13 protein-coding genes are annotated in these 13,248 nt (G+C 68.2%); 9 read left to right on the top strand and 4 right to left on the bottom strand.

Going from position 1 to position 13,248, the window contains the following annotated elements; translation table 11 throughout:
- Window positions 1-29: 29 nt before the first annotated feature.
- The gene (locus tag NJD74_RS15870) at window positions 30-722 is read right to left on the bottom strand and encodes an SEL1-like repeat protein (RefSeq protein WP_070426328.1); all 693 of its coding nucleotides are present in this window, start codon (window positions 720-722) and stop codon (window positions 30-32) included.
- A 158-nt stretch (window positions 723-880) separates the two neighbouring features.
- Between NJD74_RS15870 and NJD74_RS15865 the strand changes: the two genes are divergently transcribed.
- Both NJD74_RS15865 and NJD74_RS15860 read left to right on the top strand, forming a co-directional pair.
- On the top strand, window positions 881-2,857 hold the full coding sequence (locus NJD74_RS15865; RefSeq protein ID WP_319624554.1) for a UvrD-helicase domain-containing protein: 1,977 nt from the start codon (window positions 881-883) through the stop codon (window positions 2,855-2,857).
- 153 nt (window positions 2,858-3,010) lie between these two features.
- Window positions 3,011-3,541 carry a GNAT family N-acetyltransferase gene (locus NJD74_RS15860; protein WP_070472700.1) on the top strand — a complete coding sequence of 177 codons (531 nt, stop codon included), beginning with the start codon at window positions 3,011-3,013 and terminating at the stop codon, window positions 3,539-3,541.
- Between the two features lie 119 nt (window positions 3,542-3,660).
- On the opposite strand, the gene NJD74_RS15855 is transcribed toward NJD74_RS15860, so the two are convergent.
- Window positions 3,661-4,329: a DUF480 domain-containing protein gene (locus tag NJD74_RS15855; protein ID WP_070472695.1), complete on the bottom strand. Its 669-nt coding sequence runs from the start codon at window positions 4,327-4,329 to the stop codon at window positions 3,661-3,663.
- A gap of 102 nt (window positions 4,330-4,431) precedes the next feature.
- On the opposite strand from NJD74_RS15855, the gene NJD74_RS15850 reads away from it, so the two are divergent.
- Both NJD74_RS15850 and pyrF read left to right on the top strand, forming a co-directional pair.
- Window positions 4,432-5,364, top strand: a complete 933-nt coding sequence (locus NJD74_RS15850) for a 5'-nucleotidase, lipoprotein e(P4) family (protein WP_319624553.1) — start codon at window positions 4,432-4,434, stop codon at window positions 5,362-5,364.
- The gene (gene pyrF, locus NJD74_RS15845) at window positions 5,361-6,086 is read left to right on the top strand and encodes an orotidine-5'-phosphate decarboxylase (protein WP_070472694.1); all 726 of its coding nucleotides are present in this window, start codon (window positions 5,361-5,363) and stop codon (window positions 6,084-6,086) included. Before NJD74_RS15850 ends, pyrF begins: the two co-directional genes overlap by 4 nt.
- A gap of 26 nt (window positions 6,087-6,112) precedes the next feature.
- Here the strand turns inward: pyrF and NJD74_RS15840 are convergent, their stop codons facing one another.
- Window positions 6,113-6,238 carry a hypothetical protein gene (locus NJD74_RS15840; RefSeq protein ID WP_261798221.1) on the bottom strand — a complete coding sequence of 42 codons (126 nt, stop codon included), beginning with the start codon at window positions 6,236-6,238 and terminating at the stop codon, window positions 6,113-6,115.
- Here NJD74_RS15840 and NJD74_RS15835 point away from each other — a divergent pair.
- Window positions 6,237-7,205: a hypothetical protein gene (locus NJD74_RS15835; RefSeq protein ID WP_070472689.1), complete on the top strand. Its 969-nt coding sequence runs from the start codon at window positions 6,237-6,239 to the stop codon at window positions 7,203-7,205. The genes NJD74_RS15840 and NJD74_RS15835 overlap by 2 nt on opposite strands.
- Window positions 7,205-9,919, top strand: coding sequence for a glycerol-3-phosphate 1-O-acyltransferase PlsB (gene plsB, locus NJD74_RS15830; protein ID WP_019184120.1), 2,715 nt, complete (start codon window positions 7,205-7,207; stop codon window positions 9,917-9,919). The genes NJD74_RS15835 and plsB overlap by 1 nt, the downstream gene beginning before the upstream one ends.
- 296 nt (window positions 9,920-10,215) lie before the next feature.
- Here plsB and NJD74_RS15825 read toward each other — a convergent pair whose 3' ends face one another.
- The gene (locus tag NJD74_RS15825) at window positions 10,216-10,419 is read right to left on the bottom strand and encodes a DUF465 domain-containing protein (RefSeq protein ID WP_026069927.1); all 204 of its coding nucleotides are present in this window, start codon (window positions 10,417-10,419) and stop codon (window positions 10,216-10,218) included.
- A 96-nt stretch (window positions 10,420-10,515) separates the two neighbouring features.
- Between NJD74_RS15825 and ttcA the strand changes: the two genes are divergently transcribed.
- Genes ttcA through NJD74_RS15810 form a run of 3 tightly spaced genes read left to right on the top strand, consistent with a single transcriptional unit; the run spans window position 10,516 to window position 13,229 of the window.
- Complete coding sequence (ttcA, locus tag NJD74_RS15820) at window positions 10,516-11,427, top strand: tRNA 2-thiocytidine(32) synthetase TtcA (protein WP_319624552.1); 912 nt, start codon at window positions 10,516-10,518, stop codon at window positions 11,425-11,427.
- Between the two features lie 50 nt (window positions 11,428-11,477).
- Complete coding sequence (locus NJD74_RS15815) at window positions 11,478-12,383, top strand: recombination-associated protein RdgC (protein ID WP_228884748.1); 906 nt, start codon at window positions 11,478-11,480, stop codon at window positions 12,381-12,383.
- Between the two features lie 57 nt (window positions 12,384-12,440).
- The gene (locus NJD74_RS15810; RefSeq protein ID WP_070472676.1) at window positions 12,441-13,229 is read left to right on the top strand and encodes a SprT family zinc-dependent metalloprotease; all 789 of its coding nucleotides are present in this window, start codon (window positions 12,441-12,443) and stop codon (window positions 13,227-13,229) included.
- The last annotated feature ends 19 nt before the right edge of the window (window positions 13,230-13,248 follow it).

The raw sequence follows: 13,248 nt of genomic DNA, 5'->3' as shown, positions 1-13,248 counted from the left end.
CGGCGGCCCCGGCATGGCGCCGGATCGGTTCAGTCCCGCAAGCCCGGTACCGTGGTCGGCATGCCGACCTCCACGCTCCCGGTGCCGATGGCACGCCCGGCCGCCTCCAGCTGCCGCGCCTGCCATTGCCAGTACTGGGCCGGCTGCCAGTATTCGTCCCGATAGAACACGTCCGGCTCCACGTAGCGCTGGCCGCGATCATCGCGGACCAGCATGCGCATGCCGCCGACCGAGCCGGTACGGCTGCCGGTGACCTCACTCAGCCCGCGCCGGAGTTCACGCTCCAACCGGGGCTGGGCCACGGTGTCGCCGAACTCGGCGTACAGGGCCTGGCCTTCCTGCACCGCGCGGGTCTGCTCGTCCGGGGTCAGCGCAGCCCAGTAGCGCTCACGCAGCACCAGCAGGAACTCGGTCCCGCGCTCGGCGGCCAGGTCCATCCAGGCATAGGCCAGCGCCCGGTCCTGCCCGCCGCCCTGGCCGTTCCACCACATCTCGGCCAGCGCCGCCTGGGACAGTTTGTCGGCATGGCGGGCGCCGAGGCGGTAGAAACGCCGCGCTTCCTCGAGGCGGCCGCGCGCCTGGGCCTCCTTGCCGAGCTTGCGGTAACGCAGGTCGGGGTGCCGGTTCAGGAAGGCGTCGGTGTCCTGTGCATCCTGGGCACGCAGGTCCGGCTGGCTCGACTGCCCCCAGGCGGGCAGGGCCGCGAGGGCCGCGACCAACATCCACACCCCGCGTCCTTTCCTGCTCATTGCCATGCGTCGCGTCCTCTGCGTCGATCAGGACAATGGATACCCCACCCCCGTGAAGGCGTCAATCCGGGCGGTGGCGCGTCGATGCGGGCCGACCAAGGCCGGTACAATGCCCCTCCCCTGGAGATGGCATGCACGGTCTCAATCCTCCCCAACACGCGGCAGTGATGCATTGCGAAGGTCCTCTGCTGGTGCTCGCCGGCGCGGGCAGCGGCAAGACGCGCGTGATCGTGGAGAAGATCGGCCAGCTGATCGCCAGCAAGCGCTACCCGGCGCGGCGGATCGCGGCGATCACCTTCACCAACAAGTCGGCCAAGGAAATGCGCGAGCGCGTGGCCAAGCGCCTGCGCGGTGACGATGCCGATGAAGTGACGATCTGTACCTTCCACGCGCTGGGGCTGAAGTTCCTGCAGATCGAACACGCTGCGGTGGGGCTCAAGCGCGGGTTCTCCATCTTCGATGCCGACGATTCGACCGCGCAGGTCAAGGACCTGATGTACGGGGCCAAGCCGGACGACATCGAGGACGTGAAGAACCTGATCTCGCGCGCCAAGAACGCCGGCCTCTCATCCGAGCAGGCGATGGCCGCGGCGCGCAGCACGCGCGAGAAGGAAGCGGCCAGCGTCTATGAGCGCTACCAGCTGCGTTTGACGGCCTTCAACGCGGTCGATTTCGATGATCTGATCCGCCTGCCGGTGCAGGTGCTGGAAGAAAACCCGGAGATCGCACTGGCCTGGCGCGAGCGCATCGGCTACCTGCTGGTGGACGAATGCCAGGACACCAACGATGCCCAGTACCGGCTGCTCAAGCAGCTGGCCGGCAGCAAGGGCAACTTCACCTGCGTGGGCGATGACGATCAGTCGATCTACGCCTGGCGCGGTGCGAACCCGGAAAACCTGCAGCAGATGGCGCGCGACTACCCGGCGCTGGAAATCATCAAGCTGGAGCAGAACTACCGCTGCTCCAACCGCGTGCTGCGCGCGGCCAACGCACTGATCGCCAACAACCCGCACGAACACCTGAAGAAGCTGTGGAGCGACCAGGCCGACGGCGAGCGCATCCGCGTGTGGGAATGCCGCAACAGCGAGCATGAAGCGGAAAAAGTGGCCGCGGAGATTTCGTTCCTGGCTACGTCCAGGAAGATTCCGTGGAGCGATTTCTGCATCCTGTTCCGCGGCAACTTCCAGTCGCGGCCGCTGGAAAAAGCGCTGCAGCTGGTGCGCGCGCCGTACCACATCACCGGCGGCACCGCGTTCCTGGAGCGCCAGGAGGTCAAGGACACGCTGTCGTGGCTGCGCCTGCTGGTGAACCCGGACGACGATACGGCGTTCATGCGTGCGGTGCAGTCGCCCAAGCGCGAAGTGGGGGCCGGCACCCTGGCCAAGCTGGCCGAGCTGGCCTCGGAAAAGGATCTGCCGATGGCGCATGCCGCCGAAGCGATCGGTGCGCTCTCGCAGTTGCCGCCGCGCGCGGCCAATGGCCTGAGCCGCTTCACCGACATCCTGCGCGACCTGCGTGCGGAGATGCCCAAGCTCAGCTCCGGCGACCTGGTGCGCAAGCTGGTGAAGGAATCCGGGCTGGTCTCGGATCTGCGTAGTTCGTGCAAAGAAGAATCGGTGTACCAGCGTCGCCTCGGCAACCTGGAAGAACTGGCGCAGTGGTTCGAGGGCGGCCCCCGCGGAGCCTCCACCGCCGATCTGGCCGCGCAGCTGGCACTGCTCTCGCGCAACGACAAGGACGACGGTGGCAACCAGGTGCGGATGATGACCCTGCACGCCTCCAAGGGCCTGGAATTCCCGTACGTGTTCATCATCGGCTGCGAGGACGGCGTCCTGCCGCACCAGGTCAGCCTGGACGAAGGCAACCTGCAGGAAGAGCGACGCCTGCTGTACGTGGGCATCACCCGCGCCAAGGTGCAGCTGTGGATGAGCTACAGCAAGCTCACCCGCAAATTCGGCGAGCACGTGCGGCTCAAGCCCAGCCGGTTCTTCGATGAGATCCCGGCCGAGGAAATGCAGCGCGATGGCGCCGATCCCGTCGCCGACGCCGCGCGCAAGAAAGAGCGCGCCAACGCAGGCCTGGCCGCGATCCAGGCCCTCTTCGACTGACCCACCGCCGGGGGTAGAGCCGACCGTTGGTCGGCTGCCCAAAGCGCGTCGGTTGCCGTATCCCGGCTCGAAGCGCAGCCGACCAACGGTCGGCTCTACCGTGTTCGCGGCGCGCATTGCACAATCGAGGTATCACCTTTCACCGGTACCCGCATGTCCGCCGTGATCCAGACCGACCGTTTGCACCTGCGCCTGATCGATCCTGACCACGATGCCGCCGACATGCTGGCCCTGCTCAACGAGCCGGGCTTCATCCGCAACATCGCCGACCGCGGCGTACGCACCCTGGCGCAGGCGCGCGACTACACCGCCGAGCGCGTGCTGGGCAGCTACACGCTCAACGGCTTTGGCATGTACGCCATCGTCCGCCGCGAAGACGGCGCATGGTTGGGCAATGCCGGCCTGGTCCGGCGCGCCGGGCTGCCGGCCCCGGATATCGGCTATGCACTGCTCTCGCAGTACGAAGGCCACGGCTACGCGTTCGAGGCCGCGCGCGGGGTGATGCACTACGCGCGCGATGTGCTCGGTCACACCGATCTGTACGGCATCGTGTCCCCGGACAACGTGCGCTCGGCCGCGCTGCTGCGCAAGCTGGGCATGGAGGATCGTGGCGACCTGCTGCTGCCGCCGCCACACGAGGAGGTGGTGCTGCTGTTCGCCACCCCCGGCGCACCGGCGCCCTGACACCGGCGACGTGCACGGCGCCACACCCACCCGCCGGTAGAGCCGACCGTTGGCCGGCTGCCCGTCACCAGCGAATCAATCAGCGACACAGGTAGAGCCGACCGTTGGTCGGCTGCCCCTCACCCGCCCAATTGCGCGCGCAATTCCGCCAGTTGCTCCTGCAGCTCGGCCACCGTGGCCTCCAGCTGATGCACGCGCGCTTCCAGCGCCGGGCTGCCGCCACCACCGCCGCCGCTCGACGAAGACCCCTTGTAGCTCTCCGCCAGGGCCTGCACATCCACCGGGCCACCCAGCAGGTGCATGTAGCGGTCCTCACGCTGGCCGCTGGCGCGCGGCAGCTGCACCGCCAGACCGCGCTGGATCATGCGCTCGATGTGGTGGCGCAGCTCCTCCGCGTCCTGGAACTGGAACAGCCGCTCGCTGCGGGTCAGCAGTTCGTTCACCGTCTGCGGGCCGCGCAGCAGCAACAGGCCCACGATGGCCAGCTGTTGCCGGGTCAGGTCCAGCGCACTGCCGGCGCGATGCTCGTAGCGCTCGGCGCGCGAGGAAAACTGCTGGCGGGCCAGGCCCATGCTTTCCAGCTGGCGCAGCGCATGGTGCACATCACCGGCGGACAGGGCCATCACCGGCTCGCGCGCGGTCTTCTGGTTGGCCGCCACCTGCGCGGCGTTGACCGTGAGCGGGTAGGCGTCCGGGGTGGTCGCCTCCTTCTCGATCAGGCAGCCCAACGCGCGGGCCTGGGCCGTGCTCAGCACGGGCAGGGCAGGGGTCTGGGTGTCGTCGGTCATGGGGCGCTCCGGGGTGTTTCAGGGGCGTGCAGCATAGCCGAGCCCTGGCTTGCGCATGAATGCCGCCGGACAAGCCGGTAAACTGGCGCGAATCTGTTGCCGGTGAATGCCATGCGTCGTAGTGCTGTTTCCCTGTCCGTGCTTGCCTGTGCCGTGCTGGCACTGAGTGCCTGCAAGCGCACCGAAACCCCGGCCGATGCCGGCCCGCCGGCCGCTGCGGCTGCCGCGAGCGCCCCGGCCGCCACCGGCGATGCCGCCGTGGCCGCCAATGACAACCTCAATGCCGTGCTGTGGATGCAGCGCGCGCAGGAATACCGCGCGATCACCGAGCAGACCTACCGCGCCGCCGCCGATCACCTGGACACGGCGCTGAAGGAAGCCAACTGGGACGCGCTGGTGCCGGAAGAACGCGGCAACGCCGCCAAGGGCCTGAAGCCGGCCGTGGTGCTGGACGTGGATGAAACCGTGCTGGACAACTCGCCCTACCAGGCGCGCCTGGTGCGCGATGGCAAGGAGTACGACGAGCTGAGCTGGGACCAGTGGGTGGCCGAAAAGAAGGCCAAGGCGATTCCGGGTGTGGTCGATTTCGCCAAGGCGGCCAACGCCAAGGGCGTGACCCTGCTGTACATCTCCAACCGCGCCGTGCATCTCAAGGAGGCCACGCTGGCCAACCTGCGCGAGCAGGGCCTGCCGGTGGCCGACGACAGCGTGTTCCTCGGCCTGGGCACCGTGGTGGACGGCTGCGAGCAGGCCGGCAGCGAGAAGAACTGCCGCCGCCGCCTGGCCGGCCAGAAGTACCGCGTGCTGATGCAGTTCGGCGACCAGCTGGGCGACTTCGTGGAAGTCACCGCCAACACCAACGACGGCCGTGACGCGCTGCTGCAGCAGTACCACGACTGGTTCGGCGAGCGCTGGTGGATGCTGCCCAACCCGACCTACGGCGGCTTCGAGCCGGCCCAGTTCAACAACGATTACAGCCAGTCGCGCCAGGCCCGCCACGACGCCAAGCGCGCCGCGCTGGATTACGCACCGTGAGCCTCGCGCCGCTGCCGCTGCGGGACGACGAGCGCCTGATCTTCGCGCTCGACGTGCCCGGCCGCGATGACGCGCTGGCCTGGGTCGATCGCCTGGGCGACGCGGTGTCGTTCTACAAGATCGGCATGGAACTGCTGGCCTCCGGCGAGTACTTCGAGGTGCTCGATGCGCTGGCTGCGCGCGACAAGCGCGTGTTCGTCGACCTGAAGTTCTTCGACATCCCCGCCACTGCCGCTGCGGTGATCAAGCGGCTGTCGCAGTGGCCGGTGAGCTACGCCACCATCCATGGCTGGCACCCGGCGATGATGGAAGCCTGCGCGGCCGCCAACGGCAGCGACATGCGCCTGCTGGCGGTGACCGTGCTGACCTCGATGGGCCGCAGCGACCTGGCCGGCATGGGCATCGACCGCGAGCCGGTGGAGGTGGTGGTCGAGCGCGCGCTGGCCGCCCAGGCCGCCGGCATCGATGGCGTGATCGCCTCCGGCCAGGAGGCCGGCCCGATCCGCGCGGCCACCGGCGCCGGCTTCTCGATCGTGTGCCCTGGGATCCGCCCCGGTGGCCCGGTCGGTGATGACCAGAAGCGCACCGTGGGCGTGGCCCAGGCCTTTGCCGACGGCGCCGACGCGATCGTGGTCGGTCGCCCGATCCGGCTCGCCAGCGACCCGCAGGCCGCCGCCCGCGCGATCCAGGCCGAGATCGCCCAGGCGCTCGCCGCGCGCTGAGGCAGTGACGGGGCGGAGCGGCCCCGTCACCGCCGGTTTTTCTGTACATTCAAGGGCTTGCGCATAAAGCGCAGGGTCGGCAGGTCTGCCGGCTTGCCGCTGTCACCGAACAGGCCGCAAGATGCGGACCGGTCCGGGGAGTCCGAATTCATGTCCATGTCGTTGAAGCCGTGGCAGTACCGAGGGCAGGTGTTGGCGCTGGCCCTGTGCGGGTTGGTGCTGCTCAGTGCCTGCAAGGACAAGCAGATCGATCCGGACGCGCCGGCGTCCGAGCCGGTCGCGGCCCTGCAACAGCTGGCCCAGCGGGTCGCCGACAACGATCTGGTCGGGTACGCCAAGGCAGCGGTGCCGCCGAGCCAGTACGCACGCCTGCAGGGCGCGTGGAGCCAGGGCCACAGCCGCTGGCCGCTGACCGAGCTGCCGCTGGATGGGCAGTTGCTGCCGATGCTGGCCGCGCTGTCGCGGCCGGATGCGCCGCAGCGGCTGCAGCGCTCGTTCGATACCCAGATCGCCGGCCAGGCGACCCAGGTCCGCCAGGCTGCCCACTCGATGGGACTGTTCGGCGAGCAGTACCTGCGCAACCAGAGCGAGTACAGCGACAGCGAGCGCGCCCATTACACCCAGGTGGTGAACGCGCTGAGCCGCTGGGCTGCCGCCGCGCCACTGACGGACAAGCAGCGGGCCAGGACCACCATCACCCTGCTGACGGCCACCGCGCGCACCGCCGGGCTGTCCACCGATGCGGAGCTGCAGGCGGCCGGCATGGAAGAGAGCCTGCGCCGGCTGAGTCCCTTCATCAAAGCCTTCAAGACGGCCCTGGCCAGCTACGGGCTGTCGCTGGATGAGGCGCTGACCGGGCTGCGCGGCGAGCTGACCTCCGAGCTCGGCGACGACGCCCTGGTGCGCATCCAGTACACGTTGGCCGGCGAGCAGATCGAAGCGCAGGTGCGGATGACCCGGCGCGAAGGCCACTGGTATGTGACCCGCACGCTGGAAGACACCGACGCGCTGCTGCAGGCCGCCGACGCCGCACAAGCTGAACATGACGCCCGCCAGGCGGCCGAGGCAGAAGCCGCTGCAGCGGTCAAGGACGATGCTTCCGCATCGGCTAAGCCATAATGAAGCCGATGCCGAACCAGAATCCCCTGCCTTTCCCCGGCGAAGAGCCGCCCAAGACGCCGGACGCCACGTCCTCGTCGCCCGCTACCGTGCCGTCCGACGGTGCTGCCGCTCCGGTTCCGCCGGTCGCTGGCGCGCCCGCGGAGGCCGTTGCCGTCGATGCGGAGCCGGCGGCCATCGTGCCGTCGGCGATCGTGCCCGGCACCCGTGCGCCCAGCGGCCGCCCGCCGTGGTGGTCGCGCCTGCTTGGCCGTCTGGTCGAGCCGTGGCTGTCGCTGAAGATCGAACCCGAACATCCCGGCCAGTACAACGATGGCCGGCCGGTGGTGTACGTGCTGGAGGACTACGGTCTGTCCAACGCGCTGATCCTGGACAAGGCCTGCCGCGAGGCCGGCCTGCCGTCCCCGCTGGTGCCCATCGCCGGTGATCCGACCGGGCGCAAGCGCGCCTACCTGGCCCTGTCGCGCCGGAGCAGCAGCAACTCGCTGATCCCCGAGCAGCGCGGGGCCAAGACCCACTCCGACTCGCTGGCCAAGGTCCTGCAGGCGCACCGCGCCCGCGGCGAGCTGGACGTGCACCTGGTGCCGGTGTCGATCTTCGTCGGCCGCGCGCCGGACAAGCAGAGCGGCTGGTTCGCGGTGCTGTTCTCGGAAAACTGGGCCCTGGTGGGTCGTTTCCGTCGCCTGCTCGCGGTGCTGCTCAACGGCCGCAGCACGATCGTGCGCTTCGCCCCGCCGATCTCGCTGCGCACCACGGTCGATGAGGGGCTGGACCCCGAGCGCACCGTGCGCAAGCTGCAGCGGGTGCTGCGCACCCATTTCCGCCGCATCCGCGAATCGGTGATCGGGCCGGACCTGTCGACCCGCCGCCTGCTGGTGGACAAGGTGCTCGACGCGGACACCGTGCGCGAAGCGATCGCCTCGCAGGCCAAGCGCGACAACTCCAAGCCGGCCGACGCCTGGAAGAAAGCCCACGCCTACGCGTGGGAAATCGCCGCGGACTACTCCAGTCCGGTGGTGCGTTCGGCCAGCTTCATGCTCAGCCATGTCTGGAACCGCATCTACGCCGGCGTGCTGGTCCACCACCTGGACAAGTTCAAGGCCGCCGCGCCCGGGCACGAAGTGGTCTACGTGCCCAGCCACCGCAGCCACATGGATTACCTGCTGCTGTCCTACCTGCTGTACGACCGCGGCATCGTGCCGCCGCACATCGTGGCCGGCATCAACCTGAACCTGCCGGTGGTCGGTACGCTGCTGCGCAAAGGCGGTGCGTTCTTCATCCGCCGTTCGATCCGCGGCAACGCGCTGTACTCGGCGGTGCTCAGCGAATACGTGGCGCAACTGGTCGCCGGCGGTTACTCGATCGAGTACTTCGTCGAAGGCGGCCGCTCGCGCACCGGGCGCCTGCTGCAGCCCAAGGGCGGCATGATCTCGATGACGCTGCGCGCGTTCCTGCGCCAGCCGCGCAAGCCGGTGCTGTTCCAGCCGGTCTACATCGGCTATGAAAAGCTGATGGAAGGCGGCAGCTACCTGGACGAACTGTCCGGCCGGCCGAAGGAGAAGGAATCGATCTGGTCGCTGCTGTGGTCGATCCCCAAGGTGCTCAAGCAGAATTACGGCCAGGTGGTGGTGAACTTCGGCGAGCCGATCGCGCTCAACGACGTGCTCGCCCAGCGTGCGCCGGAGTGGAACGGCCAGCCGGTCGGCGAAGACGAGAAGCCCTCGTGGCTGTCCGGCACGGTGGATCACCTGGCCGAACGCATCCAGGTGCATATCAACGGCGCCGCCGACGTCAATCCGATCAACCTGCTCGCGCTGGCGCTGCTGTCCACGCCCAAGCATGCGATGGGCGAGGCGGACCTGATCGCGCAGATCGAACTGTGCAAGACCCTGCTGGTGGAGATGCCGTACTCGGACCGGGTGACGGTCACTCCGCACTCGCCGGAGCGGATCATCGCCCACGCCGAGGAGATCAACGTCCTCACCCGCATCAAGCATCCGCTCGGCGATGTGCTCAGTGTGAGCGGCGATACCGCGGTGCTGCTGAGCTACTTCCGCAACAACGTCATCCATCTGTTCACCGCCTCCTCGTGGGTGGCCTGCTGCTTCCAGAACAACCGCCGCATGAGCCGCACCGGGCTTGTCCAGCTGGGCCGTACGGTGTACCCGTTCCTGCAGGCCGAGCTGTTCCTGCCGTGGACCGAAGACGAGTTCGCCCAGCGCATCGAGCAGACCATCAACGTGTTCGTGCGCGAAGGGCTGCTGCAGAACATCAACGACGACGACGGCGGCATCCTGGCGCGCAACACCGGGCAGACCGATGAAGTCTTCCGCCTGCGTGCGATCGGCCATTCGCTGCAGCAGGCGTTCGAGCGTTATTACATCGCGATCTCGGTGCTGGTGAAGAACGGCCCGGGCACGCTGGGCGCAGCCGAGCTGGAAAGCCTCTGCCAGCAGGCCGCGCAGCGCCTGAGCCTGCTCTATGCGCCGGCCGCGCCGGAATTCTTCGACCGCACCCTGTTCCGCGGCTTCATCCAGAAGCTGCGCGAGCTGCGCCTGGTGTGGCCGGATGAAAACAGCAAGCTGCTGTTCGATGCGCGCCTGGATGCGTGGGCCAAGGATGCGAAGTTCATCCTCGGCCGCGAACTGCGCCACACCATCGAGCGTGTCAGCCCGGAAGCGGCAAAGCCGGAAGAGCCGGTCAGCACGGATTGACGACGGCACATCGTCGATCCGACGTATCCGGCCGCATCCGGACGTATCCGGATCTTGTTGCGTTCGCCAGCAATTCGTAGGTACCGACCGTTGGTCGGTACCCGCGCGCAAGCGCGGCACAAGCGTCCGGAGGCCTGGCAACACGGCGTGCCCCGGCTGACCGACGCTGACCACCGTCCGAAGCCTCACGCCAGGGGTTCATGCCGCCGGGAGCAACAGCAGCCGACCAACGGTCGGCTCTACCCTTGGGACATCGGTGGGGATCGGGAGCAACAGCAGCCGACCAACGGTCGGCGCTACGCCGGTTCGTCTGGAATCAGCATGTCTTCCAGCTTGGCGATGCAGTCCTTCAACTGCAGCTTGCGCCGCTTCAGGCGCTTGGCCTCCAGCTCATCGTCGCCGTTGGCGGCCATGCCCAGGATCTGCTCATCCAGCGCACGGTGCTCCTGCCGGAGCGCGGCAAGGCGGGCACTGATATCGGTGGGTGTCATGGTGTCCACAAGCGCTGAGCATACACATCTGCGGTGACCGCCGGGAGTGAACGCAGTCACTTCCCGGCCCCTGTGAGGGTGCGCCCCAGCCGGTAGAATGAAGGGATGAGCGCTGCTGTCATCCGTCTGCCCGATCCCGTTCCGCGCGCCCGCGATCCGCGCGCGCCCGGCGGCGTGCAGGACCGCCTGGCACGGCAGCTGCGGCGCCAGGTGGGCCAGGCGATCGCCGACTTCGGCATGATCGAGGCCGGCGACAAGGTGATGGTGTGCCTGTCCGGTGGCAAGGACAGTTACACCCTGCTCGACATCCTGTTGCAGCTGCAGAAAAAAGCGCCGGTGCCGTTCGAACTGGTCGCGGTGAACCTGGACCAGAAGCAGCCCGGCTTTCCCGAGCAGGTGCTGCCCACCTACCTGGCCTCGATCGGCGTGCCGTTCCAGATCATCGAGCAGGACACCTATTCGGTGGTCAGCCGGGTGATCCCGGAAGGCCGCACGATGTGTTCGCTGTGCTCGCGCCTGCGCCGTGGCGCGCTGTACCGGCATGCGGCCGAACACGGCTTCACCAAGATCGCGCTGGGCCACCACCGCGACGACAGCGTGGCCACGTTCTTCCTCAACCTGTTCCACCACGCCAAGCTCTCGGCGATGCCGCCCAAGCTGCGCAGCGACGACGGCCAGCACATCGTGATCCGCTCGCTCGCCTATGTGAGCGAAGCGGATATCAGCGCCTACGCGCAGGCGCGCGCGTTCCCGATCATTCCGTGCACCCTGTGTGGCAGCCAGGACACCCTGCAGCGCCGCCAGGTGGAGCAGATGCTGCAGCAGTGGGAGCGCGACCAGCCCGGCCGCATCGACCAGATCGCACGCGCACTGGGCAACATCCATCCTTCGCAGCTGGCCGATCCGGCGCTGTTTGATTTCATGGCATTGGGGCGCGCTGCGGCCGTCCCGTTGCCCGACCCGCCGGCCTGGGCCGGCACTGCCCACGACCCCGGGCACGCCACCGGCCCGGCCTGAGCCACGCCGGTGCGCCCGCCCTTCCTTTCACGCTCTTACCCTGGACGTCCATGTTCTTTCGCAACCTGACGCTGTTCCGCTTCCCGACCGCCACCGATTTTTCCGAAGTGGACACCCTGCTGCCGCAGGTGCTGCTCAAGCCGGTCGGTCCGCTTGAAATGAATTCGCGCGGCTTCATCTCGCCGTTCGGCCGTGAAGAAAAAGCCGTGTTCTCGCACCGCGTCGGCGATGCGCTGTGGCTGACCGTTGGCGGTGAGGACAAGATCCTGCCGGGCGCGGTGGTCAATGATCTGCTCGCCCGCAAGCTCGAGGAGATCGAAGAGAAGGAAGGCCGCAAGCCTGGCGGCCGCGAGCGCAAGCGCATGAAGGACGACCTGCTGCACGAACTGATGCCGCGCGCCTTCGTGAAGAGCTCGCGTACCGACGCGCTGATCGACCTGACCCACGGCTACGTGGCGGTGGACTGCTCGAGCAGCAAGAAGGGCGAGAACATGATGTCCGACATCCGTGGCCTGCTCGGCAGCTTCCCGGCGATGCCGTTGAACGCCGAAGTCGCCCCACGGTCGATCCTCACCGGCTGGATCGCCGGCGAACCCCTGCCGACTGGGCTGAGCCTGGGCGAAGAGTGCGAGATGAAGGATCCGGCCGAGGGTGGCGCGGTGGTCAAGTGCCAGCACCAGGAACTGCGCTGCGACGAGATCGACAAGCACCTGGATGCCGGCAAGCAGGTCACCAAGCTCGCCTTGGTGTTCGAGGACAACCTGTCCTTCGTGCTGGGCGATGACCTGATCGTGCGCAAGCTCAAGTTCCTGGATGGCGCGCTGGACCAGCTCGAGCATGCCGACGACGACGGCCGCCGCGCCGAACTGGACGCCCGTTTCGCCCTGCAGAGCGGTGAAGTGCGCCGCCTGTTCCTGCTGCTGGAAGAGGCCTTCAAGCTGAGCAAGGCGGACTGACCGGTACCGATCAGTCCCCAGTCATGCGCCGGTCACGGCCGGCGCTATGCTGTACCCATGTCCGGATTCCTCCGCCGCCTGATTTCGCCGGCTGTCAGCACGCTGCAGCGCGATACGGTACGGCTGCGCCTGGAGGATGCCGAGATCGACGTGCTGCGGGTGCGCGATCCGCGGGCGCGCCGGATCAAGCTCAGCGTCGATGAGCGCGGTGTCCGGCTGACCCTGCCGCCGCGCGCCAGCCTAGTGATGGGCGAGCGTTTCCTCGAGCAGCATCGCGGCTGGTTGTCCGAACAGCTGCGCGGCTACCAGGCCACCAACCTCCCGCCACCGCTGGTGATCGGCGAGCCGGGTGTGTTGCCGTTGCGCGGCGAACTGCTGCCGCTGCGCTGGGAAGCCGGTCGGTACGCCACGCTGCGCGTGGACGAGCGCGGTGCCTGCCTGCACTGGCCCGCGCGCGGGACCGACGCCACCCTGCGCCGCACCCTGCGCGAGTTCTATGAAGCACAGACGCGTGCCGACGTCGGCCAGTGGCTGCCGCGCTACCTGCCCGGCCTGCCACGTGCACCGGCGCGGCTGCGGCTGAAGGTGATGTCCTCGCAATGGGGCTCGCTGGCGCCGGACGGCAGCATGGCGCTGGATCTGGCCCTGGTGCTGGGGCGGCCCTCGGCCTTCGAGTACGTGCTGGTGCACGAGCTCTGCCACCTGATCCAGGCCAATCACTCCCCGGCATTCTGGGCCGAAGTGGAGAAGCGCTTCCCGGCGTGGCGCGCCGAGCGGGATTACTTCCAGCTCGAAGGGCGGCGCCTCAAGGCCACGCTGCGGCAGCTGCTGACCCCGACACCATAACGGCCGCGGCAACGCGTGC

Source organism: Stenotrophomonas sp. RG-453, assembly GCF_033843685.1.
Classification (GTDB): Bacteria; Pseudomonadota; Gammaproteobacteria; order Xanthomonadales; family Xanthomonadaceae; genus Stenotrophomonas; species Stenotrophomonas bentonitica_A.
Note: the sequence above shows the minus strand (reverse complement) of the source record. Positions and strands in the feature narration are given on the sequence as shown.

What these genes read in the sequence shown, in the direction of transcription:
- NJD74_RS15855 (WP_070472695.1), bottom strand. Translation starts at nt 4,329, where the DNA reads ATGACCGACGACACCCAGACCCCTGCCCTGCCCGTGCTGAGCACGGCC.
- NJD74_RS15865 (WP_319624554.1), top strand. Translation starts at nt 881, where the DNA reads ATGCACGGTCTCAATCCTCCCCAACACGCGGCAGTGATGCATTGCGAA.
- NJD74_RS15840 (WP_261798221.1), bottom strand. Translation starts at nt 6,238, where the DNA reads ATGAATTCGGACTCCCCGGACCGGTCCGCATCTTGCGGCCTGTTCGGT.
- ttcA (WP_319624552.1), top strand. Translation starts at nt 10,516, where the DNA reads ATGAGCGCTGCTGTCATCCGTCTGCCCGATCCCGTTCCGCGCGCCCGC.
- NJD74_RS15860 (WP_070472700.1), top strand. Translation starts at nt 3,011, where the DNA reads ATGTCCGCCGTGATCCAGACCGACCGTTTGCACCTGCGCCTGATCGAT.
- NJD74_RS15870 (WP_070426328.1), bottom strand. Translation starts at nt 722, where the DNA reads ATGTTGGTCGCGGCCCTCGCGGCCCTGCCCGCCTGGGGGCAGTCGAGC.
- NJD74_RS15835 (WP_070472689.1), top strand. Translation starts at nt 6,237, where the DNA reads ATGTCCATGTCGTTGAAGCCGTGGCAGTACCGAGGGCAGGTGTTGGCG.
- NJD74_RS15810 (WP_070472676.1), top strand. Translation starts at nt 12,441, where the DNA reads ATGTCCGGATTCCTCCGCCGCCTGATTTCGCCGGCTGTCAGCACGCTG.
- plsB (WP_019184120.1), top strand. Translation starts at nt 7,205, where the DNA reads ATGAAGCCGATGCCGAACCAGAATCCCCTGCCTTTCCCCGGCGAAGAG.
- NJD74_RS15815 (WP_228884748.1), top strand. Translation starts at nt 11,478, where the DNA reads ATGTTCTTTCGCAACCTGACGCTGTTCCGCTTCCCGACCGCCACCGAT.